At 64.6% G+C, this 23906-nt stretch carries 27 protein-coding genes; 13 read left to right on the top strand and 14 right to left on the bottom strand.

Features of this window, described 5'->3' with window-relative positions; all coding sequences use genetic code 11:
• Window positions 1–128 precede the first annotated feature (128 nt).
• Window positions 129–338 carry a cold-shock protein gene (locus QAZ47_RS25240; protein ID WP_278076840.1) on the bottom strand — a complete coding sequence of 70 codons (210 nt, stop codon included), beginning with the start codon at window positions 336–338 and terminating at the stop codon, window positions 129–131.
• A 345-nt stretch (window positions 339–683) separates the two neighbouring features.
• Window positions 684–1157 carry a hypothetical protein gene (locus tag QAZ47_RS25235; RefSeq protein ID WP_278231162.1) on the bottom strand — a complete coding sequence of 158 codons (474 nt, stop codon included), beginning with the start codon at window positions 1155–1157 and terminating at the stop codon, window positions 684–686.
• A gap of 295 nt (window positions 1158–1452) precedes the next feature.
• Between QAZ47_RS25235 and minC the strand changes: the two genes are divergently transcribed.
• From minC to minE, 3 genes are all read left to right on the top strand, one after another.
• Window positions 1453–2316, top strand: a complete 864-nt coding sequence (minC, locus tag QAZ47_RS25230) for a septum site-determining protein MinC (RefSeq protein WP_278076838.1) — start codon at window positions 1453–1455, stop codon at window positions 2314–2316.
• Window positions 2317–2424: 108 nt separating this feature from the next.
• Window positions 2425–3240, top strand: a complete 816-nt coding sequence (minD, locus tag QAZ47_RS25225) for a septum site-determining protein MinD (RefSeq protein ID WP_278203454.1) — start codon at window positions 2425–2427, stop codon at window positions 3238–3240.
• Window positions 3237–3509 carry a cell division topological specificity factor MinE gene (gene minE, locus QAZ47_RS25220; RefSeq protein WP_040973218.1) on the top strand — a complete coding sequence of 91 codons (273 nt, stop codon included), beginning with the start codon at window positions 3237–3239 and terminating at the stop codon, window positions 3507–3509. The genes minD and minE overlap by 4 nt, the downstream gene beginning before the upstream one ends.
• 178 nt (window positions 3510–3687) lie before the next feature.
• Here the strand turns inward: minE and QAZ47_RS25215 are convergent, their stop codons facing one another.
• The 4 genes from QAZ47_RS25215 to QAZ47_RS25200 all read right to left on the bottom strand — a co-directional run bounded on the left by QAZ47_RS25215 (window position 3688) and on the right by QAZ47_RS25200 (window position 9001).
• Window positions 3688–5466: an ABC transporter ATP-binding protein gene (locus tag QAZ47_RS25215; protein ID WP_278231161.1), complete on the bottom strand. Its 1779-nt coding sequence runs from the start codon at window positions 5464–5466 to the stop codon at window positions 3688–3690.
• 11 nt (window positions 5467–5477) lie between these two features.
• Window positions 5478–6503 (bottom strand): glycosyltransferase, encoded by a 1026-nt coding sequence (locus QAZ47_RS25210; RefSeq protein ID WP_278231160.1) that lies wholly within the window; start codon window positions 6501–6503, stop codon window positions 5478–5480.
• 249 nt (window positions 6504–6752) lie between these two features.
• Complete coding sequence (locus QAZ47_RS25205; protein WP_278231159.1) at window positions 6753–7862, bottom strand: glycosyltransferase family A protein; 1110 nt, start codon at window positions 7860–7862, stop codon at window positions 6753–6755.
• Window positions 7862–9001, bottom strand: a complete 1140-nt coding sequence (locus tag QAZ47_RS25200) for an acyltransferase (RefSeq protein ID WP_278231158.1) — start codon at window positions 8999–9001, stop codon at window positions 7862–7864. Before QAZ47_RS25200 ends, QAZ47_RS25205 begins: the two co-directional genes overlap by 1 nt.
• Window positions 9002–9602: 601 nt before the next feature.
• Between QAZ47_RS25200 and QAZ47_RS25195 the strand changes: the two genes are divergently transcribed.
• The 3 genes from QAZ47_RS25195 to QAZ47_RS25185 all read left to right on the top strand — a co-directional run bounded on the left by QAZ47_RS25195 (window position 9603) and on the right by QAZ47_RS25185 (window position 12547).
• Window positions 9603–10508: a DMT family transporter gene (locus QAZ47_RS25195; protein WP_278231157.1), complete on the top strand. Its 906-nt coding sequence runs from the start codon at window positions 9603–9605 to the stop codon at window positions 10506–10508.
• A 340-nt stretch (window positions 10509–10848) separates the two neighbouring features.
• Complete coding sequence (locus QAZ47_RS25190; RefSeq protein ID WP_278231156.1) at window positions 10849–11454, top strand: hypothetical protein; 606 nt, start codon at window positions 10849–10851, stop codon at window positions 11452–11454.
• A gap of 610 nt (window positions 11455–12064) precedes the next feature.
• Entirely contained in the window at window positions 12065–12547 is a 483-nt protein-coding gene (locus QAZ47_RS25185) for a hypothetical protein (protein WP_278231155.1), read from the top strand.
• Window positions 12548–12774: 227 nt separating this feature from the next.
• On the opposite strand, the gene QAZ47_RS25180 is transcribed toward QAZ47_RS25185, so the two are convergent.
• Window positions 12775–13416 carry a response regulator transcription factor gene (locus QAZ47_RS25180; protein ID WP_278231154.1) on the bottom strand — a complete coding sequence of 214 codons (642 nt, stop codon included), beginning with the start codon at window positions 13414–13416 and terminating at the stop codon, window positions 12775–12777.
• Window positions 13413–14810 carry a sensor histidine kinase gene (locus QAZ47_RS25175; RefSeq protein WP_278207939.1) on the bottom strand — a complete coding sequence of 466 codons (1398 nt, stop codon included), beginning with the start codon at window positions 14808–14810 and terminating at the stop codon, window positions 13413–13415. The genes QAZ47_RS25180 and QAZ47_RS25175 overlap by 4 nt, the downstream gene beginning before the upstream one ends.
• Before the next feature lie 207 nt (window positions 14811–15017).
• Here QAZ47_RS25175 and QAZ47_RS25170 point away from each other — a divergent pair, with 207 nt between their 5' ends.
• Entirely contained in the window at window positions 15018–15956 is a 939-nt protein-coding gene (locus QAZ47_RS25170) for a 2-dehydropantoate 2-reductase (RefSeq protein ID WP_278231153.1), read from the top strand.
• Window positions 15957–16066: 110 nt separating this feature from the next.
• Window positions 16067–16807: a class I SAM-dependent methyltransferase gene (locus QAZ47_RS25165; RefSeq protein WP_278231152.1), complete on the top strand. Its 741-nt coding sequence runs from the start codon at window positions 16067–16069 to the stop codon at window positions 16805–16807.
• An 88-nt stretch (window positions 16808–16895) separates the two neighbouring features.
• On the opposite strand, the gene QAZ47_RS25160 is transcribed toward QAZ47_RS25165, so the two are convergent.
• The 4 genes from QAZ47_RS25160 to QAZ47_RS25145 all read right to left on the bottom strand — a co-directional run bounded on the left by QAZ47_RS25160 (window position 16896) and on the right by QAZ47_RS25145 (window position 19266).
• A complete protein-coding gene (locus tag QAZ47_RS25160; protein ID WP_278231151.1) occupies window positions 16896–17063 on the bottom strand; it encodes a hypothetical protein in 168 nt (55 codons plus the stop codon).
• Window positions 17064–17353: 290 nt separating this feature from the next.
• Entirely contained in the window at window positions 17354–17737 is a 384-nt protein-coding gene (locus tag QAZ47_RS25155; protein ID WP_278231150.1) for a VOC family protein, read from the bottom strand.
• A 13-nt stretch (window positions 17738–17750) separates the two neighbouring features.
• Window positions 17751–18908, bottom strand: a complete 1158-nt coding sequence (chrA, locus tag QAZ47_RS25150; protein ID WP_278233871.1) for a chromate efflux transporter — start codon at window positions 18906–18908, stop codon at window positions 17751–17753.
• Between the two features lie 46 nt (window positions 18909–18954).
• Window positions 18955–19266: a PadR family transcriptional regulator gene (locus QAZ47_RS25145; protein WP_278076817.1), complete on the bottom strand. Its 312-nt coding sequence runs from the start codon at window positions 19264–19266 to the stop codon at window positions 18955–18957.
• 120 nt (window positions 19267–19386) lie between these two features.
• On the opposite strand from QAZ47_RS25145, the gene QAZ47_RS25140 reads away from it, so the two are divergent.
• Entirely contained in the window at window positions 19387–19596 is a 210-nt protein-coding gene (locus QAZ47_RS25140) for a hypothetical protein (protein ID WP_278076816.1), read from the top strand.
• A 3-nt stretch (window positions 19597–19599) separates the two neighbouring features.
• Here QAZ47_RS25140 and QAZ47_RS25135 read toward each other — a convergent pair whose 3' ends face one another.
• Entirely contained in the window at window positions 19600–19782 is a 183-nt protein-coding gene (locus QAZ47_RS25135) for a hypothetical protein (protein WP_210324999.1), read from the bottom strand.
• Window positions 19783–19992: 210 nt separating this feature from the next.
• Here QAZ47_RS25135 and QAZ47_RS25130 point away from each other — a divergent pair, with 210 nt between their 5' ends.
• The 4 genes from QAZ47_RS25130 (at window position 19993) to QAZ47_RS25115 (ending at window position 22546) form a co-directional block, all read left to right on the top strand.
• On the top strand, window positions 19993–20142 hold the full coding sequence (locus QAZ47_RS25130) for a hypothetical protein (RefSeq protein ID WP_095770090.1): 150 nt from the start codon (window positions 19993–19995) through the stop codon (window positions 20140–20142).
• A gap of 100 nt (window positions 20143–20242) precedes the next feature.
• Window positions 20243–20500 (top strand): metal-sensing transcriptional repressor, encoded by a 258-nt coding sequence (locus QAZ47_RS25125; RefSeq protein WP_071036188.1) that lies wholly within the window; start codon window positions 20243–20245, stop codon window positions 20498–20500.
• A gap of 7 nt (window positions 20501–20507) precedes the next feature.
• Window positions 20508–21830: a cation diffusion facilitator family transporter gene (locus tag QAZ47_RS25120; RefSeq protein WP_278231149.1), complete on the top strand. Its 1323-nt coding sequence runs from the start codon at window positions 20508–20510 to the stop codon at window positions 21828–21830.
• A complete protein-coding gene (locus QAZ47_RS25115) occupies window positions 21830–22546 on the top strand; it encodes a sulfite exporter TauE/SafE family protein (protein ID WP_278231148.1) in 717 nt (238 codons plus the stop codon). Before QAZ47_RS25120 ends, QAZ47_RS25115 begins: the two co-directional genes overlap by 1 nt.
• Window positions 22547–22638: 92 nt before the next feature.
• On the opposite strand, the gene QAZ47_RS25110 is transcribed toward QAZ47_RS25115, so the two are convergent.
• Entirely contained in the window at window positions 22639–23811 is a 1173-nt protein-coding gene (locus tag QAZ47_RS25110) for an MFS transporter (protein ID WP_278233870.1), read from the bottom strand.
• Between the last annotated feature and the right edge of the window lie 95 nt (window positions 23812–23906).

Raw genomic sequence — 23906 nt, 5'->3', positions numbered from 1 at the left:
ACAAGGACATGCGTGAGATCACAAAGCATGTCTCCCGAAAGTGGGAACCGGTTTCGAGACATGCGTGAAAACCAAAGCGCTCCAAGACCAGATGCCAGTACATCCGTGGTCAAAGGCCATGGATGCACTCAGGCCGCCTGGAGATTCTCCGCGGAACTCTTGCCGTTCCGCTGGTCCTTCACGATGTCGAAGCTCACCTTCTGGCCCTCGGCCAGGGAGCGCATTCCGGCTCGCTCGACGGCGGAGATATGGACGAACACGTCCGGCTGCCCATTGCCCTGTTCGATGAAGCCGAAGCCTTTGGTGGTGTTGAAAAACTTCACGGTCCCGGTAGTCATACGATTTTCCTTTCAAATCGACGCAAATCATCGCCGCTTGGCTTCATGCCAAACGTCGCAGTCTTCGAAATTGAGAGGGAAGATCGTCAGGGCGCCAAGGCGCGGAAACAACATTCGTTCCACAAGATCGATTTGAAAAAGCATAGCGCTTGATCGAGGTCACGACAAGGCGCGACAAATAATATTATCAATGGCCTTTGTGACGGACGGCTTCGGGACATGGCAGCGCTCGCTCTATCGGCGGCGATGTGATCTCCGCAGCCTCATTCATGGCGCCAAGGTCGCAGCGGTTAGCCACCGCCGCCGCGCTCACGCTGGGCGGCGAGGCTCAAGCCAATCTGCCGCCTAACTCGTCCAGATCGAGCACCCGACCTTTTGCCCCGTAACGGGGTCCTGGACGAGTTTCGCATAGGCGCGGCGAAGACCGACCCTGTTGGCTTTGACCTCCTTGCTCGCGAGGTAGGCCGGATCGCCGACTTCCCAATGGTAGCGCGAGTTTGCCGGCGCGCGCTTCCAGGTGAATTTCGTGCCGTAGGCCAGCTGTCCCGGAACGTTGCTGTCGAATCGGCAGTCGATGGTCTCCGGTATCATTCCCTTCGCCGCCATCGCGTTGACGACCGCGTCGGCATTTTCCGTTGTCAGCCATTGGTCTATGCCGTTCGCCTGGTAGGCGGCAATGGCGCTCGTCTGGTACCTGTCCCCGCCGCTCATCCGGAATGCCGCGCATCCCGTAAGCAGCAGCAGCACAGCGATTGTTGCGCTTGCTCTGCCTGCCCGCCTGCTGCCTGCCCGCCTGCTGCCTGCCTGATTGATGCGCATGCCCCGTCTCCTTGCCCTGGAGGAAATGAAAAATTAACCGTGTCGGATGGTGCCGGTACGGCGTCTTTTCGTATATTAGGAACTTCACATGCCCGACGCGGGGGCTCAAAGCATGTCGCCCAAAGTGTGCGGCGGTTTCGAGAGCGACATGCATGACAGCAAGGACGGCCCGTGTGACCGCCCCGCCACAAAACTTAGCCGTGCCAGTTCCTTAACGGCCCGCACCCACAAAATTAACCTTTTGTTAACCATTCGGCCGGCACCCTTTAACCATTGAGTAAGGATTCGTCTGGCCGTGACATTCGCCGCCCCTTTGCACAACAAATCCATCCGCTTCCGCGCCCGCTCGTTCGTCGCTTTCACTCTCACCCCGGAAGCTCCCATCGACGACTGGCTGGAGGGTCTCGACCACTGGATCGGCAACTCGCCGGGCTATTTTGCCGGCCGCCCGGTGGTGCTCGATTTGAACACTTTGAAGCCGGGGCCGGAGGAGATCGCGGCGCTGGTCGGCACGCTCGCCCGGCGCGGCATCCGCGTCTACGCCATCGAGCTCGAGGGCGCCGATCTCGGGCCCGATTTGCCGCCGCTGCTTGCCGGCGCCAAGGAGGCGACCGCCGAAGGGCTGCTGGGCAGGGCCGCGCGCAAGGCGAAGGCGGAAGAAATCACGGTCGAGACGGCCGCTGTGGAAGACGTGCAGCCGGGGCAGGTGAGGGCACCGCAGGATGAGCTGGCAAAGCTCGATGCGGAGAACGCTGAAGTCGCCGAAGCAACCAAGGCCGAACCGGCGAGGTCGGGGCAGGGCACCGTGGAAGCGCGGCACGAGCCCGCCGCCGGCACGCTGATGATCAAGGCGCCGATCCGCTCCGGACAGTCGGTCTTCCACCCGCATGGCGACGTCATCGTGCTGGGCTCGGTCGCGTCCGGCTCCGAGATCGTCGCCGGCGGCTCGATCCATGTCTACGGCACGCTGCGCGGCCGCGCTATCGCCGGCTCGGAGGGCAATGTTTCGGCGCGCATCTTCTGCCGCAAGAACGAGGCCGAGCTGCTCGCCGTCGACGGCTGGTACACCACGGCCGAGGAAATGGAAGGCGTCTCGCGCGGCAAGGCCGTGCAGGCCTTCCTCGACAACGATGCGCTGTGCGTGGTGCCGCTCGGCTGAGTTTGTTAGGGCGGCAAGCTTCGGACCGGTTTCGCGTGCCAAAGTTGTTAACGAATCCGCCGTGCCCGGCACGGTCATGAGTAAAAATCGCCAATGGAGGCTGGATATATGGGCAAGGTAGTCGTGGTCACTTCGGGCAAGGGGGGCGTCGGCAAGACGACCTCGACGGCCGCGCTCGGCGCTGCCGTGGCCAAGACCGGCAAGAAGGTGGCGCTGGTCGATTTCGACGTCGGCTTGCGCAACCTCGACCTCATCATGGGTGCCGAGCGGCGCGTGGTGTTCGACCTCGTCAACGTCATCCAGGGCACCGCGAAGCTCTCGCAGGCGCTGATCCGCGACAAGCGGCTGGAGACGCTCTATCTGCTGCCGGCCTCGCAGACGCGCGACAAGGACGCGCTGACCGAAGAGGGCGTGGCCGAAGTCATCACCCGGCTGCGTTCGGTGTTCGATTATGTCTTCTGCGACAGCCCGGCCGGCATCGAGCGCGGCGCCCAGCTCGCCATGCGCTTCGCCGACGAGGCGGTCATCGTCACCAACCCGGAAGTGAGCTCGGTGCGCGACTCCGACCGCATCATCGGCCTGCTCGACGCCCGCACCATGAAGGCCGAGCAGGGCGAGCTGATCCAGAAGCACGTGCTGGTCACCCGCTACGACGCGGCGCGCGCGTCGCGCGGTGAGATGCTGTCGATCGACGACGTGCTGGAGATCCTGTCGACGCCGCTGCTCGGCATCATCCCGGAAAGCCAGGATGTGCTGCGGGCCTCGAACCTCGGCTCGCCGGTGACGCTCAGCGAGCCGATCAATTCCGCCGCCAAGGCCTATCTCGAAGCGGCAAGACGCCTGGAAGGCGAGGACCTGCCGGTGGTCGTCCCCTTCGAACGCAAGGGCTTCCTCGACCGGCTGCTCGGAAGGAGGGCGGCATGAGCATCCTCGACCTCTTCAAGCGGCGCACCAGCGCGCCGGTGGCGCGCGAGCGGCTGCAGCTCCTGCTCGCCTATGAGCGCCAGAGCCGCGGCCAGCCCGACCTGGTCTCCATCCTGCGCGAGGAGATCATGGCGGTCATCGCCAAGCACGTGCAGATCGACCAGGACTACCTCCAGGTCTCGATGGACCGCGGCGCGACCATGTCGACGCTGGAGATCGACATCCAGATCCCCAACAAGAGCGCCGTGCCGCTGGCGATGGCTGGGTAAAACTTACGAGCGCGTAATCTCCCCCCTTGAGGGGGAGATGGCCGGCAGGCCAGAAGGGGTCGTCTCACGTAAATCGCCGGCCTCATCTCACGGCACGCAAGGCGCTGGCGCTCCATGCGCGGCGACCCCCTCTGTCGCCTTCGGCGACATCTCCCCCTCGAGGGGGGAGATTCCAGCCTCACTCCGGCTGATAAAGCTCATCCATGCTGCGCGCTGCCAGCTCCGCGAACGGCGCCTGCTTCTTCACCCTGCCATGCTCCAAAATCACCAGGTCGTCGCAGAACGAGATCGTCGAGTGGTGGTGGCTGATGACGATGGTGGTGCGGCGGCCGGCGCGCGATTTCAGCGTTTCCACGATCGCCGCTTCCGACAGCCCGTCCACCGCGTTGGTGGCTTCGTCGAGGATGAGGATATCCGGGTCGCGCAGTAGCGCGCGGGCGAGCGCGATGCGCTGCCTTTGCCCGGCTGACAGATTGACGCCGCGATAGCCGACGACGGTCAGGTAGCCCTGCGGCAGCCTTTGTATGAAGTCGTGCGCCTCGGCAAGCATGGCCGCGCGGCCAGCCTCTTCCGCACTGGCCGTGTCCTTGCCGTAGGTGATGTTGTCGAGAATGGTGCCGTCTACCAGCTCCAGTTCCTGGCTGGCGAGAGCGATGTGGGCCCGCCATTCGGCCGGGTCGATCTCGCCGAGCGGCGCGCCGTCGACGAGGATCTTGCCGCCGTCCGGCTCGACGAAGCGACAAAGCAGGTTGACGATCGTCGTCTTGCCTGCGCCGGAGCGGCCGATCAGCGCCGTCGAGCGGCCGCGGACGATATCGAAGCTCGCCGCATGCAGCACCGCCGCGCGCTGCTCCTCATTGGCGTAGCTGAAGCTCACGCCCTCGAAGGCGATCTTCTCGCCGAGGCCCGTGAACGGACGGCTGCCTTGCGGCGGGGCGGGCTTGCCTTCGGGGTCGAGCAGCCAGGTCACCTCTTCCAGCGAGCCCGAAAGCCCCTGCAACTGGCTCCAGATCATCTGCAGGGCTCTCACATGCGGCTGCAAGCGGTAGAGCAGGATGAGGAAGGCCGCGACCAGCGGGAAGCTCAAGCCCGCAAGCCAGGCGCCGATCACCACCGCCAGGAACAGCATGGCGTGCAGCACCTCCGTCAGCGGCGCCAGCGCGGCCTGGCGGTTGGCGAGCAGGAAGGCCGCGCGCCGCACGCTGTCGGACGCCCTGTCGAACGCCGCCTTCTCGCGCTCCTCCTGGCCGAAGATGCGGATCAGGCGGCCGGCGTGGACCAGATGCAGCATCTGCGAGGCCAAGGCGCTATTGCGTGCCGAAACGCTGCGGCTTGGTGCTCTGAGATGCGCCGACAGCGCCATATGCGCCGCCTGGACGAGCGCCAGCCCCAGCATCACCAGGAGCGTCATCTGCCAGGAGAGCAGCAGCAGGAAGGCGAGCAGGATGAGTGCTGCCGAGGCGCTGACGATGGCGCCGAGCATCCCCTGGATGGCGTCCGAGGCGCGCCAGGATTCGCTGGAGATGATGTTGAGCAGCCGGCCCGGACTCTCCTTCAGGAAGAACGGATAGCCGACATCGAGCAGCCGTTCGGCCAGCGCGCCGCGGATCGCCTGGCCGGCCTTGCCGTAGATATGCGCGGTGAGCACCGAATTGGCGAAAGCCAGCAGGTTTTTCAGCAGGATCGAACCGAGGATCGCGGCCGAAATCGCGATCAGCCGCTCGCGCTCGCCAAGCCCGGCGCCGACCTTCTGCAGAAGGGCGGACAGGCCCGCCATGCCGGTCGCCTCGCCATGCCCCATGATGATGCCGAGCAGCGGGATGATCAGCCCGATGCCGAACCCTTCGAGCGCAGCACCGGCCAGCCCGAGCGCGACGACGACGGGCAGCAGGCCGAGCTGGCGGCGGTCGAGCGCCCGTCGCAGCATCGACAGCCCCAGCATCTTGCGCTCACTCATCTTGCGCCCGCTCATCGTGCGCCGGCCTCTGCCTTGGCCTCGGTGGTTTCCTGGGCCGGCTGCGGCTGCCGATCCGGCCGCCTGGCCAGCATGAGGACCATGAACTTCGCCGCGCCCGCGAGGTTCATCAGCACGATCGGCCAGTGCGACAGCCTGAGCTCCTGGTCGAAGCGCGGGCCGCCGATCAGCTCGCGCATGGCCGACCGCATCGCCCAGTAGAAGTGGCGAAGCAGCCAGGGCGCACGGCGCAGATGCTTGAGACAGAGCGCGCCGTTGCCGAAATGATAGTCGCGGTGCAGCCGGTCGACCGCCTTGCGGTCGCGCCGGCCGTGGTGATGGAAGATCGTCATGTCGGGCACATATTCCACCGCCATGCCGGCAAGCACGGCGCGCACCAGATAATCCGTGTCCTCGGCCGAGCGCAGCGCCCCGCCGGCGCCGAGACGTTCGTCGAAGGGGCCGATGCGGGCGGCGACGTCGCGATGCATGGTCATGTTGCAGCCTAGCACGAAGCCGCCCGGATGGACGGCCGGCGTCAGCCGCTGGCGCTCCTCGCAGCGCTTGATGGTGAAGGGCAGGTCGCGCGCGTCGCCGATCTCGACGCGGCCGCCGCGGATCAGCCATTTCTCGCCGCTTGCATAATGCCGCTCGAGGTCGACGAGGTAGTTGCGGTCGAGCCTGCAATCGTCGTCGATGAAGACCAGCACCCGTCCGCGCGCCCGGGCGAGCCCCGCATTGCGCGCCGCCGCCAGTCCGGGACGCGGCTCGCGGATCGCGGTCAGCGCGATGTCGGAGGTCGCGGCGATCCGCGAAAGATAATCGGCCGTGCCGTCGCGCGAGCCGTTGTCGACCACCACCAGCTCGGCGGCGAAGGCTGGGTGCGCGCGGCAGGCGGCGCGGATCGAGTCGATGCAGGCTTTCAGCACCGTCGCGCGGTCGCGCGTGCAGACGATGAAGGAGACCTGCGGCCGCTGCCTGGGCCAGGGAGGGGCAGGCAGGACCGGGTGCCACGGCAATGGACGGCGCTCGGCGTTCATGGGGAGAGCTCCGCGCTGTGACGTCGCGGGGCGAGCGGGGCGCCGAAGCTGCTAATCTCCCCCTTGTGGGGGAGATGGCCGGCAGGCCAGAGGGGGGCGCGAAGGAACGCCTGCTTTGATGGTTGGCTGGTTTCAGACTGGCGAAGTCGGGCCGCCAATGGCTGAAAAGTAGGGCGGGACAGCGCCCCCCTCTGTCCTGCCGGACATCTCCCCCACAAGGGGGGAGATTGGCGGTTGCGACGCCTCGCCTCATGCCGCCCCCATCCGATAAGGCGCAAGCACGGACGCCGCCGGCGCGGATTTGAAGCGGTAGGCGACCCAGTCAGCGCGTTTGCCCGCCCACATCGAGGCTTGGCTGAGCCATGGCGCCCAGGCGCCGGGGCGCAGCGCATACTGCTCGCGGCGGCGGATCGCCTTCCATTTCGCGCTCAGCGTCAGAAGCTCATGCGTGAACGCCGGTTGCTCCTCGTCGTTGACGAGCTGATAGAGGAAATAGAAGAGGTTGAGCGCCCCGGCCTCGTAGCCCGGCCGCACTGCCGCGGGCAGCGCCGCAATCCGCCCTTCCAGCGCGCGGATGAAGGCTGCCGCCCGGGCCACGGTGTCGAAGGAAACCTGATCGCCGATGGCGCGCAAATCCTCACTGTCTTCCGCCAGGCCCTCGCGCTCGAGGTTCTCGCCGACGATCCTGAGATGCGTACGCCGCATCTCGCTGGTGTGCCGGCTGGTCACGCTGCCGGGATGCCCGCGGTAGACCAGCAGGCTCTCCTCCATCAAGGCAGCCGGATAGAGGTCGGTGAGCCGCCGAAAGAGGTCGAAATCCTCCGCATGCCGGTAGACGCCGTCATAGTGCAGATCGGCCTCGCCGATGACCCGGCGGTTGTAGACTACGGTCGGGTGGATGAAGATCGTGAAGAACTTCGACAGCACCGGGAGGCCGAGCCGGAACACCGGATCGAGCCGCCCCTTAGCGATGCGGCCGTGCAGCAGCGGATCGACGAGCGCGCCGCAGAAGCCGAGTTCCGGCCGCGCGGCAAACAGCGCCGCCTGGCGCGACAGCCGCCACGGATAGGCGAAGTCGTCGGCGTCCATGCGCGCGACGAGATCGCCCTGCGCGATCGCCAGCCCCTCATTGAGACTGGCGACCAGGCCGCGGTTCTCGCGCGAGATGATGGACACGCGGCTGTCGGCTTTGCGGGAGCGCTCGAGGATCTCCAGCGATCGGTCGGTCGAGCCGTCGTCGATGGCGATGACTTCGAACCGGCCGTAGTCCTGCCGCAGGATCGAACCGATTGCAGCGCCGACATAGGGCTCGGCATTGTAGACCGGCAAAAGCACGGAGATGAGAGGAGCGCTTGCCATTATCGCCTTGCCTCCGTCCGCTGAAGCTCGAGCGCGCCAGCCGTGCGGCTGGTCCATTTGGCGTCGTCCGACGCGCCCGACCGCGCCACATAGGGGAAATAGTGCTTCAGCCCATTGAGCGGCTTCTCGAAGAAGGTCCAGGAGAGCGAGGCGGCGATCAGCGTGGCGGCGCCGGCGACCAGGAAACGGCCCGGTCCCTGTTCCGAGACGTTGAGCGGGATCCATGGCTGCGCCTTGACGGCATAGGCCAGAAGGATCGGGTGGTAGAGATAGACGCCGTAGCTTATGCGGCCGAGCGCGAGCAGCGGCGGCAGCTCGGCCAGCCGGCCGAGCCTGCCGCCGAGGCCGTTCGAGCAGGCGGCGACGATCGCCGCCAGCGGCGCCAGCGGCAGCACCTGCACCAGCACCCAGCGCGGCCACTCCCATGTCGAGCTCGCCGGCCCCGGATCGGACCAGACGACGAGCAGGAAAACCGCCGCCAGGGCCGGCCAGGAGAGCCGCATCCAATGCGGGATGTCCGCGCCCCTGGCGCGGCGCGCGGCAAGCAGGGCGCCGCAGGCGAGCGCGTCCATCGAGGCCGGCGGCAAAAGGTCCCGCGCCAGCGCCGGATTGGCCGCGATCGGCCAGTAGAAGCGGTAGGCGAGCGAGAAGCAGATGACGCCGATGGTGATCGCCTCGATGCGCTTGCGCGGCGCCAGAAGCACGATCAGCGGCCAGGCGAGATAGAACTGCTCCTCGATGCTGAGGCTCCAGAAATGGCAGAGCAGCCAGGGGTTCCAATCGTTGCGCAGCGCATACCAGAAATTCGAGAGATAGAGCGCATGCCAGGCGAGCGAGGATCTGGACTGCTCCAGGTCGGTGAGCCAGACGAGCCCCAGCACCGCGAAATAGGGCGGGAAGATCCGGATCGCGCGCCTGGCATAGAAGGAACGCAGCGCCGGTCCCGCGGCGAATGCGTGGGTATCGCGCGCGTCCAGCAAAAGCCGGGTGATCAGGAAGCCGGAAAGCACGAAGAACAGCCTGACCCCGAGATGGCCGAGGAAGGACGTGCCGTTGGGCGCAAGGAAATGCGCGTAGAGCACCAGCGTCACGGCAACGGCCCGCAGCGAATCGAGTTGGACATCACGCGCGTTCGCCATCAGCGGCTTCCACAAGGTCCGTGGTGCCAGGCGGCATAGGCCGCGCAAATCCTACCGCTGCCTGCCGACGAATCTCCGTCCGAGCCGAGGGTGCAATCCTTGCCGGCCAGCCGAATGCCCATGCGGGTCAAAATAATGGCATCCTCCACTGGGCATGCCCCCGGCCCACGATTGTCGCGGTCGATGTTGCAGCGCAACACAAAATGCTTACAGCGCTGAAATAAAGATGTGATGCCGACAACCGGGGGAATAGTTGCCCCTTAAATTACGATCTGAACTGTCCAATGGTCCCATATATTTATGGGCAGTTGGTCTGATCCTCACGGAAGTATTTATCGCCAACGATGGTGAGAAGGTTTGCCGGCAACCACGGCGGGAAACGCCTGATACTGGACGGAGGTCTCCGGCGTAACCATTGATTCTTACGTCGCTACGTACCAAAGAGCCTTTGGATTTCAATGCTTTGTGCAGCGCAGCAGGCCTCGGGGAGAGGGCGGTGGTCGTCGCCTCGCCCTGTCCCAGCATCCGCCGCCCGCTGCCTCACGACAGCGCGGCCGCCAGGCCCTATCTCCGCATCCGACCATGCTGGCGGGGAGAGGAAGTGACGCCGACGTCGATCGCAAAACCGCAGGCGCGGCTGGGCGCCTTGCCCGTCCTCGGCCTGCTTGGCGCCATTCTATCGGTGCAGGTGGGCGCCGCCTTCGCCAAGGGCTTGTTCCCGGTCCTCGGGGCGGAGGGCACGACGATGCTGAGGCTTGCCATCGGCGCGCTGATGCTGGCGGCGGTGCTGCGGCCGTGGAAGGTGCTGCCGACGCGCCAAGGTTTGCCCTGGCTTGCCGCCTACGGCGTCACCGTTTCGGTCATGAATCTGCTCTTCTATGCCGCGCTCGAACGCATTCCGCTGGGCGTCTGCGTCGCGCTCGAATTTACCGGCCCGCTTTTCGTCGCGACGCTGGGCTCCAGGCGCCTGCTCGACCTCGTCTGGGTGGTGCTGGCGGTCGCCGGCATCGTGCTGCTTTCGCCGTTTGCTGACGTCGACCATGTGGCCGATGTCAGCCGCGGGCTCGATCCGGCGGGGGTGCTGCTCGCGCTTGCCGCAGGCTGCTGCTGGGGGCTCTACATCATCTTCGCGCAGAAGGCCGGCGCCGGGCTTGGCGCCCGTACCTCGGCCTATGGCATGGCGATCGCGGCGCTTGTTGCGCTGCCCTTCGGCTTCACCGCCGCGCAACCCTATCTCACCGACCCGCATGTCATGACGGGCGCGGTCGTCGTCGGGCTGTTTTCCAGCGCGCTGCCCTTCTGGCTGGAGATGATGGTGCTGGCCAGAATGCCGGCGAAAGTCTATGGCATGATCGTCTGTCTGGAGCCTGCCGGTGGCGCGCTGACCGGCTTTCTCTTCCTGCATGAGAGCTTGAGCGCCTTGCAATGCGCTGGTATCGGCGCCGTGATCGCCGCCGCTTTCGGCGCGGCCGTGACGGCGAGGGCGCCGGTTCCGTCGCCCGGCTGACGCATGTCGCCCAAAAGTGCGCAGCGGTTTGGGAGAACGACATGCGTAAACCAAGGACGCATGTCGCCCAAAAGTGCGCAGCGGTTTTGGGAGAACGATCGCGGCGTGCTTTAAGCCGCTGGCAGGGCGAGGAAAAAGCCGTGCGCGCAGCTGCGCCGGACCACATCCGGTGGTTGAGATAAGACTTAGGTCTTATGCCTTTGCGGAAAAGGTCTGAGAAAACAAGACAAGGGTCGTGGGCCACTTCCCCATGACGCGCTGATTGGGGATGCTGATGCTGCGACATTGCCGGTGGGGTAGTTCGGCCGAAGGGCTGGATGGCCGGTATGGGGAGAATGGGATGCGCGCAGCGCGCATGGGCTGCAGGCTTGGCTTGCGGGCGCTCACTGCGCTGGCGTTGTTTGTCGCGCCTCTTCAACTCTCCTTAGACGGTTCTGTTGTGACCAAGGCCTATGCCGGCAAAGGCGGCAATGGCAATGGCGGTGGAAATAGCGGCAACGGCGGAAATAGCGGCGGAAACGGCAGCGGGAACGGAAATAGCGGGAACGGCGGCTCTAACGGCAACTCCGGCGGCAACAGCGGCAGCAGCAACGGCGGTGGAAATAGCGCCGGCAACAGCGGCAACGGAAACAGCGGTTCGAACGGTAACGGCAATAGCGGGAGCGCCGGGGGTAACAGCAACAGCGGCGGAAACAGCGGCAACAGCAAGGGCGCGACGAACAGCGCCTCCAACAGTGCCGCCAGCACCGCCGATATCGACGATCATGTGAACGCGGCGACCGGCGACAAGGTCGAGGTCAGTGGCAACAGCATCCAGGTCACGCACCGGAACGGAATGAAGGAGAGGATCGAGAACGGCCGTTTCAGGATGGAGGACAAGTTTGGTCGCACCATCGTCGAGCGCAAGGCCACAATGGCCGATCTCAGTCGCCTGAAGAGTTTGTGAGAAGAGAGTTTGTGAGAGCGAGGTTCTATCTGGATTAGATCGTTAAGGGGCCAAAGGCCAGCGCTGCAAAATCAGGTTGCCACCTTTTGCTTCGTCTCTTCGGTCCTGATCGTCTTATGACAGAACTCCCGCTGCTCACCTTGCCCCCGCCCTTTGGCGGGGGTACTTTTTTGGGCCCTTGGGCACGGTTGCCGGATAGACGGACCCTTGGCGCATGGCCCCACTGGTCGGGGGAGAATCCATACGCAATCAAAGTGTTACAGCGCCTTTTTGCGCCCAGGTGACGCTTTGCGCCATAGGATGCCGCGGTTCGTTTGAGCGTCCGCGTGGTTCTCGCAAGCCCCAGTCATAGTGAATTGCCGGCGAATTTCCAAGCGATTTGGTTAACGCTGCGGCAGTCGCGGCTTCGAGCTGTTCTCCCAGTGGTTGCGACAATGGTCCCCAAACGGCCGCAAAAAAAGTCCGACTGGACATGGCATGGGTCGTGGGCCGCTTCCGTAGCCTTACCAAACTGTGAATCCTTTCCTGGTGAAGACACCGGTTCCGCCTTGGCTTGGTCGAGAGCGGAACTTCGGCATGGCCGAGGCGGGACCGGCATGAAAAGGACAGCATGCGCGATCCCGCCTTCAGAAGGCTTGCCCGCATCACGCTGCGCGCCACGGTCGCGCTGGCGCTTTTCGTCGCGACCTCTCATTTCACCCCCGATAGCGCGGCCAAGCTTCTTGTGCCTGCCGCTTATGCCGGCAACGGCAATGGTGGAGGCAATGGCGGCGGCGGCGGCAATGGCGGCGGCAACGGCGGCAACAGCAGCGGGGGCAATTCGAGTAACGGCAACGCTGGTGGCAACAATGCCAATGCCGGCCCCGGCAACAACAGCGGCAAAGGCAACACCAACCCGGGCAAGGCAAGTCATGTCGATGCCAATACCGGCGATACCGTCGAGATCGACGGCAACAAGATCACGGTGATCCACCGCAACGGCATGAAGGAGGAGATCGAGAACGGCCGCTTCGAGATGACCGATGCGCAAGGCCGCACCATCGTCGAACGGCGGGCGACACAGGAGGATCTGGCCCGCCTGCTAAGCTTGTGAGGGTTGAGAGAAGCTACCCCCTTTTCCCGTACCCTTGCATGTCACCCCCGTCTTCCGGAAGACGGGGGTGATTTGCGTTTAGGGGAACTGAGGAACTGAGGAACTGGAGAACTGAGGAACGGGAGAATTGAAGAACTGGAGAATTGGAGCATCGGCGGCCAGGCTTCCCGATGATTCCTCTGTTCTTCAGTTCTTCAGTTCTTCAATTCCTCAATTCCTCAATTCCGTCACCTTTCCTTCGCCTCATGCATCAGCAGCGCCGCTTCCGTCCGATTGCGCACGTTGAGCTTGGCGAGCACCCTGGTCATGTGGTGCTTGACCGTCTTTTCCTGCAGCGACAGCCGGGCGGCGACTTCCTTGTTGCTCAGGCCCTCGGCCACCAGCCTCAGGATTTCGGCCTCGCGGCCGGTAAGCTGGCTGAGCGGATCGGGCTTGCGACCGGTGGGCTGCAACAGGTCGGACAGCAGCCGGGCCGACAGCGTCGGCGAGACGTAGCTCTGGCCGTTGGCGACGTCGCGCAGGATCTCGGCCAGCGACTTGGAGCCGACGCCCTTCAGCACGTAGCCCCGCGCGCCCGCCTTCAGCGCCTGCGCCACGTCGGCGTTTGTTTCCGAAACCGTCAGCATGACGATCTTCTGCTCGGGGGCGGCGGAAAGGATGCTGGCCAGCGCATTGAGCCCGCCGCCCGGCATGCTGATGTCGAGCATCAGGATGTCGGGCGCGCTGGCGCGGACCAGCCTTTCGGCATCTTCGGCGCTGGCGCCTTCGCCTACAAGCTCGAAGCCGCCGATCTCGCCGAGGCTGCGCGCCACGCCCTCGCGGAACAGCGGATGGTCGTCGACAATGGCGATGCGGATGGGTGTGTTCACGGCTGCTCCTCGACAGACAATGTGATTACCAGTCTCGTTCCTCCAGGACCCGAAAGCGTCTCGAATTGTCCGCCGATGCTTTCGATGCGCTCCCTGAGGCCGGCGAGTCCGAGGCCTTCGCTCCTTGCGGGATCGAAGCCCGGTCCGGTGTCCTGCACCTCGACCAGCAGCTTGCCGCCCTTCATCGTGGCTCTCACCTGCTGGCCCTTGCCCTTGCCGTGCCTGTAGGCGTTGTTCAGCCCTTCCTGCACGAAACGATAGATGCTGATCTTCTCCGAGGTGCCGAGTTCCGGCAAGCGCTCCGGCAGGGTGAGCAGCACCTTGGTGTCGGTGCGGCGCTCATGCTCGGCCACCGCCAGCCGCAATATGTCGGCCACTGCCTGCGTCTCGATCTGCGGCAGCACCAGGCCGTTGCAGATGCCGCGTATCTCGCGCATCGCCTCGCCGAGCGTCTTGTGGATGCCGGCGATCTCGGCCTCGCGCTGCGGTTTCGGCGTCGACGGATCGACCAGCACCGGGCTGTCCATCCTGAGCGCGGCGAGCGCCACCAGCTGCGCGGGCCCGTCATGCAGGTCGGCGCCGATGCGTCTCAGATACCGCTCGTTGATGGCGGTGGCGCGGCGCGAGGCACGCTGCACGCGCTGGCGCAGCGACGAATTCTGCGCCAGCGCTGTCTGCAGCTCGGCGACCTTGGCCTCCAGCGCCGCGCGCTGTGTCTGGATGGTTCGGCTGCCGCGAAACACGATGCCCGACAAAAGCGCCAGCGAGGCCGCGGTGGCGGCGGCCACCACCAGCCAGCTCCACAACAGGGCGGCGCGCAGCGATTCCTCGAAGTCGCCGGACAGTTCGTAGAACTCCGTGACGGCGACGACATCGCCGGACCAAGGCTCGCGCACCGGATTGTAGATCTCGAGCAGCGGCAGGCCGAGCGCCCGTTCCTTGTCGTTTTCCTCGTCCTCCAACTGGTTGTATTTGACCATGACGTTGCCGGCGAAGGCGGCGATCAGGTTGGGGTTCGGCTTGAACCGTTTGCCGATGAGGTCGGAATCCTTCGAATAGAGGATCGTGCCGTCGCGTCGCCACAGCTTGAACGACACCAGCCGCTTTCCCAAGGCTCCCTGTCCGAGCGTCTCGTCCAGCGCCCGCTTGACGGTGGAGTCCAACTCCTGGCTCTTGCGCAGGTCAGGCAACAGCGGCGCGATCACGCTGTCGACATAGAGCGCGGTGGTAGTGGCGGAATTATGCATGACGCCTTGGCGGATCTGCGATGTCACCCACAGGCCAACAACCAGCATCACCGCCAGAAGGACGATGCCTCCGGCAATCACGAATTGCCAGGCCAGCGAACGCCCGCTCCAGATTTGCACAAGTCGTTTCAAGATCTCCCTGAGCATACGCATGAATCACCCCGCCGCCGGCAAGGATTATAGGCCAGGTGCGACGATTGTGACACCGACCTTGGTCCGTGCCCATGGCGAAGGTTAACCGGGCGACCGCAGCGCCGACTGGCAAGTTAATAAAGAAACAGCTAATATTGTAGTGACCCGCGGATGCGTTCCGGCGTCGCGGCGATAGCGGCAGCTGGCGTCGAAAGGGACGGCATGCGGATCGCAATGATGGGAGCGGGCGGCATCGGCGGCTATGTCGGCGCAAGGCTCGCCGAGGCAGGGGGCGACGTCAGCTTCATTGCTCGGGGTGCGCATCTTGAAGCAATGCGCCGGAACGGCCTGCGAATTCGGAGCGACACCGGCGACGTCTTCCTGCCCACCGTGTCCGCGAGCGCCGCTCCGGCCGACATCGGCCCCGTCGATCTTGTGATCTTCGCGGTCAAGCTCTACGACACCGAGACGGCCGCAGCGGCTCTGGGACCGCTGATTGCCGGCAATACCCGCGTCGTGACGTTGCAAAACGGCATCGACGGCATCGAGATTCTGCGCCGCCATGTTCGCGGCGACAAGGTGATCGGCGGCGCCACTTACCTTTCCGGCTTCATCGGCAAGCCCGGAGAAATCGTCCATGCTGGCGGGCACCGGGATATCCTCGTCGGCGGGCATGGCGACCCTCTCATCCACGATCTTCAGGCGCTTTGCAACCGAGCCATCGGGCTCGATCTGAAGCCGGTTGCCGACATCGACAGCGTGCTTTGGGAGAAGTTCGTGGTGCTTGCGGCTTTCTCCGGCGGTACCTCGCTCATGCGTTCGGGGATCGGTCCGATCCTGGCCGATGCCGAAGCCCGCATCTTCATCGAGCAATTGCGTGACGAGGGGATGGCGATCGCCGCCGCTGCCGGCCATCCTTTGGCCGAAGGGTTCGAGGACCGTGTCGTCGCGAGGTGGGCCGTGCTCCCTCCACATGTGAAATCGTCGATGGCCAACGACCTCGACAGAGGCAAGCCCATCGAGGTCGCCTGGCTGTCCGGGCGCATGCACGAATTGGGTATGAAACTGGGCGTGGCGACGCCCGGCCACACCGCGGTGTTCCGCGCCCTGCATCTCCACGCATCGGGTGGGGGTGCTGGAGCGATTCCAGAAAAAGCGTGAAGACCGTTTCCGTCCGGAATTGCGTGAAAACAAAGAGTTAGAGCAGCTCGACGTTTCGGTGAACCGACGAACCGCTCTGCCAGGCTCATCGAGGTTCGAGGAAGGACATCATGGCAAGCGCATCGACCGAAAGCATGCCGGCGACGATGGACACGAAGGTCGCCGGCTCGCAGGACATGTTCAACAGGGAGCTCGACACCTACCGCAGGGTCGTGGGTGCGAACCTCATGTACCATCGCGAGGTCTATGGCCTTCTTCGCGGCCTGCTCGTCGAGCAGGCGCCGGCGTCGTTCCGGTTCCTTGACGTTGCCTGTGGGGATGCCAGCGCCTCAGCGGCGATGCTGAGGACCATGGCGATCGGCAACTATGTCGGCATCGACTTGTCGGAGGCGTCGCTGCGGCTTGCGGCGCAGGCGCTCGACAGCCTTCCTTGTCCCGTCGAGCTGCGTTGCGGTGATTTCGCGCAGGCGATGGCGAAATGGTCGGAGCCGGTCGATGTGATCTGGATCGGCATGTCGCTGCATCATCTGCCGACCGAAGGCAAGGCGAGACTGATGCGGGACGCCCACAGAGCCCTGGGAGGGCTGGGTCTGTTCGCCATCTGGGAGCCGGCTCTCTTCGAGGGAGAGGACCGCGCCGCCTGGCTTGCGCGCTTCTCCCTGCTGCGCGACGAATGGTCGGCCGTTTCCGACGAGGAATTCGCGTCGATGGAAAGGCACATGCTTCTGGCCGATTTCCCGGAAACCGTCGCGACATGGCTTGCGATGGGCAGGGACGCCGGCTTTTCGCACGCGGAGGAGATTTTCATGATGCCCAACAGAATGGGCAGGGTGTTCCGCTACTGGAACTGATGCATGTCGCCCAAAGTGTCCGACTCGAGGTCGACGCGCTTTTCCGCGAAGATGTCGAAGCTGGGTTCGTCCTAACCGGCAACGACCCTCACGCCGTTACGCGATCTGAAGCCGCTCGACGGAATCCGCGCGCGATATCGTGATCAGCCGCGCCCGCGGCCAAGGGCGCCAGGATCACGAGGAACGCCGTGATATGGAGGAAGATCGACCGCGCCAGCTCGGTCCCGCTGTGGTCGTAGCAGACAGCAAATTCCATGGCGCTTTACTCCGTTTGAACCCGCATGCTGCGCATGTGGTTTCATGAACAAGTCGAGCATGACCCTGATTTGCATTGAATACAATGGATTGCTAATTTTAATTGAGCGACGCACGACGCCGACCACGACGGCATCGCCTGCGAGCGCTGGTACGCAGGATATGGGGCGAATGCGAGCGGGGTGAGGGTGCACCGCCATTGGCGTACGGGCAGATAGGATCGAGCGATATCCCTCTCTACGATCCATCCGCGGTTGCTCGTCCGAAATAGCCGGCTACGGAATGGCGAAGCTACTTGCGTGGCGGCTCGAACAGCTCGATCGGATTGCCGGCGGGGTCGTCGAGCAGGATCTGCTTGCCGCCGATCCCGGCAACCGTGTCATTGCGAAACCGGGCGCCGAGGGCCTTCAAACGGGCGACCTCGTCCTCGATATCCGCAACCTCGATCTGGATCCGGTTCCAGCCGCCGGGTGCCGGTTTGCGGCCGTCGAGCATCGGCTGGGACGCGCCGCCCGGCCCGGTCGTTGCGTTGATCAGCAGTCGAAGGTCGCCTTTGTCCAGCATGGCGAAACTCGGCGCCGGATGCATCACGACGGAGAAGCCGAGCGCTTTCGTGTAGAACGCGATGGCCGCGTCCACATCGTCGACGATGTAGCGGACATTCACTGTTGCCATGGTCTTGCTCCTTTCAGGTCAAAGCAAGGATCATGCTCGCCGCCGCCAGCGAAACGACCACGATCCACGGGGGTGCCCTCCAGACGGTGAGCAGGAGAAAGCCAGCCAGCGCCAGCGCGAAGTCGCCTTGCACGCGGATGGCGCTGGTCCAGACCGGGTTGTAGAGGGCGGCGCCCAGAATTCCGACGACGGCCGCGTTCGCGCCGCGCATCGCCGCCTGGGCCGTCGGCCTTGAGCGAAAGTCGTCCCAGAACGGCAGCGTTCCGACGACCAGCAGCAGCCCGGGCAGGAAGAGCGCGACAAGCGCGATCGTCGCCCCGGCGATGCCGTTCGGCGCCGGCCCCATGACCGCTCCGAGATAGGCCGCGAAGGTGAAGAGCGGACCCGGCACCGCCTGGGCGGCGCCATAGCCGGCGAGAAAGGCGTTGTTGTCCACCCAGCCGGGTGCAACGACCTGCGCCTGCAGCAAGGGCAGAACCACATGCCCGCCGCCGAAGACCAGCGAACCCGCGCGATAGAAGGCTGCGAAGAGCGCGATGGCCTGGGCCTGTCCCGCAAGCAGCATCGACAGCACGAAGAGCAGGGCGAAGGCACCGAGCGCCAGCATGCCGAACGCTTTGGAAACACGGAAATGCAACTCACCGATCGCCGGTGTGCTTCCGCTTCGGCACAGCCATAATCCGGCAAGGCTTCCAAGAGCGATCGCGGCGATCTGGCCGACGGAGCTGGCCGCGAAAGTTACGATCAGCACTGCCGCAAGCGCGATTGCCGCCCTTTCACGATCCGGCGTGAGGCTCCGCGCCATGCCCCACACCGCTTGCGCGACGACCGCAACGGCCACCACCTTCAGGCCGTGCAACAGGCCGGCCTCGGCCGTTCCCGCGAAAGCGGATGATCCATAGGCGAAGAGAACGAGCAGGATGGCGGAAGGCAGCGTGAAGCCGATCCAGGCGGCCGCCGCGCCCAACGGACCGGCGCGCAGCATTCCGAGCGCAAACGCCACCTGGCTGCTTGCGGGGCCAGGCAGGAACTGGCAGAGCGCCACGATGTCGGCGTAGCCTTCCTCGTCGATCCATTTGCGCCGGAGCACCAATTCGTCGCGGAAATAGCCGAGATGGGCGATCGGCCCGCCGAACGAGCTCACGCCCAGTTTGGTGAAAGCCGCGAGCACCTCCCAGGCCGCGCCGGTCGGGAATGCGGTGACCCGATGTCTCGGTTCAGACGCTGCGTCCTGAGACGACTTCACGAAACAGCTCCCTGATCTTGTCCTGCGCGGCCGCCAGGCCCTCGAGGCCGTGGCGGGTGGCTGTGTAGAGGCGTCGTTGCGACCGGCCTGTCCGCTCGATTCGGGACTCGAGATAGCCCTTGCGCTCCATGGCATGCAGCATCGGATAGAGTGTGCCGGGACTGACGCGGTAACCGTGGCGCGCCAGTTCCTCGATCATCCATTGCCCGTAGAGATCGCCTTCGGCCGCGTGGTGCAGGATGTGAAGCCTTATGAATCCTGCCAGCAGCTCCTGGTGCTGCATCGCCACCGCCAACTCCACACTATCGAGTTTCGATATCGGGAACCGATAATATCCTTGCGAGTTGAGTTTGCAACCGCCGAACCGCCGGCGGGTGGATCAGCAAATGGAAGGAGCGCCCTCATGGCAAGTGAACGCGACAAAGACCCTCGTCACCACACGCACAACATGCAAATCCGGCTGCAGGAGACGATGGACCACCTGCGCCAGGATATCGCCAAGGTGGATGAGCCGCAGTTGAGGGCTATGTTCGAAACCGCCGCCGAGGTGCTGGGCGGGCTGAAAAAGGCGTTCAGCGACTACGAGAAGAAGAACGAGACGGCTTGGCGATGAAACTCAGGCGCAGTCCTTGAGCTCGACCACTTCGACGCCGAGGCGGAAGGCCTGGCCGTCGGCATAGGAACGCGCATATTGCTCGGCCTCGAAGGGGAAGGTCAGCGTGGTGCCGTAGGCGGTGACGCGCACCGTCCACTTCTGGCCCTTGACGAGTTCGACGCCGTGAAGCTTCGCCGTCACCATCTCACCCTCCTCCTCAGTCCGGCATGCTCGCAACGCGAACATAACGTAGCGGAAGTCATTTGAGTACAAATAATCCGACCGAATTGTGTCGCTGCCACGTCGATTCCGACATTCGGGCCATCCCTTCCGTGAAATGGATCACGTTCGGCCCGGCTGGAACCCCCGACAGCGCCAGGGGATTAGGGCTATGAAACCGCAGAGGAGCTCGCCATGATCCGCAAGCTGAAGTCCGGCGAATACCGTCTCTATTCGCGTAAGGTGGATCCGAGGACCGGCAAGCGCCGCAACCTCGGCACCTTCAAGTCGCGCGAGGCCGCCGAGAAGCACGAGCGCGAGGTACAGTACTTCAAGCGGCACTAGTTTCTCCCGACGGATCGGCCGGGGATGGACACGCAAGGCCAACCAGAACTGTTGGCGTTTCGTCCATTGCCTATCCTACCCTGGGGGATAGGATAATCGCATGACGATACACAGCTCCCATCCCGACATCATCGCCCGGCTCAAGCGCGCGCATGGCCATCTCGCCGCCGTGCTCGCCATGTTCGAGCAGGGACGCTCCTGCCTCGACCTCGCGCAACAGCTTCATGCCGTCGAAAGCGCGGTCGGCAACGCCAAGCGCGAGCTGATCCACGACCACATGGAGCATTGCCTGGTCGAAGGCGGCGAGCCGACCAGGGACACGCTCAAGGAGCTGAAGCAGCTCACCAAATATTTGTGAGGCCGCCATGTGGGAAAAGCTTCTGGACTGGTTCGGGTTCGGGGCACATGGTCATGACCATGGCGGGCACGGCCATGATCATCATGGCCCGCACGGCCACACCCATGGCGTGATCGACGCCACGATCGCCACCACCGATCGCGGCATATGGGCGATCAAATGGTCATTCGTCATCCTGGCGATCACGGCGGCCTTGCAGGTTGTCGTCGTCGTGTTTTCGGGCAGCGTGGCGCTGCTTGCCGACACCATCCACAACGTCGCCGACGCGACCACCGCTATCCCGCTTTGGATCGCCTTCGTGCTGGCGCGCCGCAAGCCGACCCGCACCTTCACCTACGGCCTCGGCCGGGTGGAGGATTTGGCCGGCATCGTCATCGTACTCATCATCCTGGCGAGCGCGATTGTCGCCGGATACGAGGCGATGGACCGCCTGCTCGATCCCCAGCCGGTGCGGTTCCTCGGCTGGCTCGCGGCTGCCGGCGTCATAGGCTTCCTCGGCAACGAGGCGGTGGCCGTGTTCCGCATCCGCGTCGGCCGTGAGATCAACAGCGCCGCGCTGATCGCCGACGGCTATCACGCCCGCACCGACGGATTGACCAGCCTCGCCGTCGTCGCAGGCGCGATCGGCGTCTGGCTCGGCTTTCCGCTGGCGGACCCGATCATCGGCCTCATCATCACAGCCGCCATCTTCGGCATCGTCTGGCAGTCGGCGCGCTCTGTGCTGACCCGCATGCTCGACGGGGTGGAGCCCGGATTGGTCGACGAGATCCATCACGCTGCCGAACATGTCGCGGGCATCGAGAAGGTGACCGAGGCGAAGGCCCGCTGGCTCGGCCACAAGCTGCATGTCGACGTGGCGATCGCGGTCAATGACGGGCTGCTGCTCGCCGCCGCGAACAACATCGCCGCATCGCTGAAAGCAGAGCTTTTCGCACACATTCCGGCGCTCGACGTCGCCACGGTCCGTTTCGCCGAGTCGAGCGCCGAAGGTGCCCACCATCACGCGCCCGACCCGTTCCTGGTGTCGGGCAAGCTCGCCAGCGGGCTGCTGGAGATCGTCGACACGCCGCAGGGCGAGCGCATGCGCCTGCGCCTGTCGCGCCACGCCGAGGGCCTGCAGGCGAACGTCGCCATCGAGCGGCCGGGCGGTACGGTCGAGCGCCTGCCGCTGTCGCCGGTCGGCGGCGACCACCACTACCTGCAGAGCCTGGCCGCCCCGGCCGAGCCGCACGAATTCAGCGCCAGGCTGCAGCTTTCGGCCGGCGCTGACAGCGAGGATCTGCCCTTCGCCATGGTGGAGCCCGAAGGTCACCACGAGCACGTGCATTGATGATACAGGCGCTCTTCGACTACCAGCGCGAGATCTACCTGGCGGTGGCGCAGCACCTCAAATCCTTCGCCGCTGACGGCAACTGGCTTGCCCTGTTTGCTGTGCTGCCGATGGGCGTGGTGTTCGGCGCGGCCCACGCGCTGACGCCGGGCCACAGCAAAACGCTGCTTGCCGCCTATATCACCGGATCGCAAGTGAAGCTGTCGCGAGGATTGCTGGTATCGCTGGCACTTTCCCTCACGCATATCGCGCTTGCCGTCCTGATTGCGCTGCTGGCGCTGCCGGTGGTCTCGATTGCGCTGGGCAGCGTCGGCCGCGCCCCGGCGCTGGAAGTTCTCAGCCGCGGGCTGCTCGGGCTCGTAGGCGCTTGGATGATCTGGCGCGCGCTGCGCGGCCGTCACCAACATCATGCCCATGAAGGGGAAGCGTTTGGTATCATGGCGGGGCTTATCCCGTGTCCGTTGACGCTTTTCGTGATGACCTTCGCGATAGCGCGCGGAGTGCCGTGGGCGGGTATCGTCTTCGCGATAGCCATGATGGCCGGTGTGGCGGTTACCCTTGGTGTCGTCGTTGGCCTGGCTGTCCTGTTTCGCAGAGGCTCCGCCGTCGTTCTTCAGCGCTTCGGATCCAGTACCGCGCGTATCTCGACGCTATTGGAGATCGGAACAGGATTGATCCTGATCGGCGCCGCGGTGCGCCAGTTCTTGGTTGCTTGAGGCCGCTGGCTTTTGCGTTCAGAGGTGGCTGAATTCAGGTCGCCCAGCCCGAAATCGGGCCGTTTGCTGCCGTCTTGCGGACAGGCCCAGCCTCATCGTTCTTCGGGTGGCTTGATGTGGCGGAAAGCCCAAAGCAAGGCCAAGTCATAGACGATCTTGAGGGCACCGCAGATCACCAGAGGCCAAGCTTCGAATCCCGCGGCAAATAGCGCGCCGGCAATGGCGGGGCTAGCGGCGGCGGCGAGGCTGCGTGGCACCGAGGTAACGCTCGCCGCCGCGGGCCGCTCCGGTGGCGTGACGACCGCCATCACATATGAGGAGCGGGTCGGCACGTCCATCTGGGACAGCGCCGCGCGTACAAGAAGAAATGCCAGGGAGGCATCGAGGTTCGGCACTAAGGCGGCCAGGATCAGGCAGATGCTTGACGGGATGTGAGTGAACACCATCGTGTTCACAAGCCCGATGCGGTTCGACAGCCATGCGGCGACCGGAAATGAAACCGCCGACAAAACACCCGACCAGAAAAAGAACACCCCGGCGGTCGATAGCGAAAGCCCGAACTTGCTGAACAGCCACAGAGCCATGAGCGATTGCACCGCGAAACCGCCGGCGAACGCATCGATGCTGAACAGAGCCGCCAGCTTGTAGACAATGGTGCGCGACGGCCCAAGTGCCGCGGTGGGCCGGTCCCGTGGAGATGTTTTCGAACCGGCTGGAATGCGCGCGTACACCAGGCCCCCCGCCACGCCAAGAACCGCATAGAGGACAAACATTGCCTTCAGCGCCATGGTCCGCGACATGCCGATCGTCACCAGGAAGTCCGGACTGGTTGCGGCAAGGGCGCCAAGCGCTGCTGCCAGTGCGCCCAACAGGCTGTAGCGTGCGAAAGCCTTCGTGCGGTCCGCATCCGCGACGAGACGCGACAAGACGGCATGCTCCAGCGGTACAAAGATGCTGACGCTGCCGGAGGAGGGGTTGATCGTGCCCAGAAAGGCCACGAGCAGAACGACTGCATAGGTGCTCGATCGTGCGTAAGCCAGCCCGGTTGCGATCATCAGGCCGGATGCGGCCAAAAGCAGGGTGCGCCGATCTGCCCGCACCGCCAGGAACCCGATGCCGAGCGTCAGCAGTGCCGAACCAAGGAGCGCGACGGTGGCGACAACGCCAATCTCGAGAGGTCCAAGCCCGATCGACGCCAGGTATACCGGCAAGAGCACTGCGGCAAAGCCATCGCCAAAGTCTCGAAAGGCCCGCGCCGCGTATATGTCCGCGGCACGGCCTCCTTTCCTCCCATGGGCGGCCTCCTCGACACCGCCCGGGCCAACGCGGTTGCCTTCGGAATTTCGAAGGGACTGTGCCA

Origin of the sequence: Mesorhizobium sp. WSM4904 (assembly GCF_029674545.1) — a bacterium.
In the GTDB taxonomy this organism is placed as follows: domain Bacteria; phylum Pseudomonadota; class Alphaproteobacteria; order Rhizobiales; family Rhizobiaceae; genus Mesorhizobium.
This window is presented reverse-complemented; position numbering and strand designations above follow the sequence as displayed.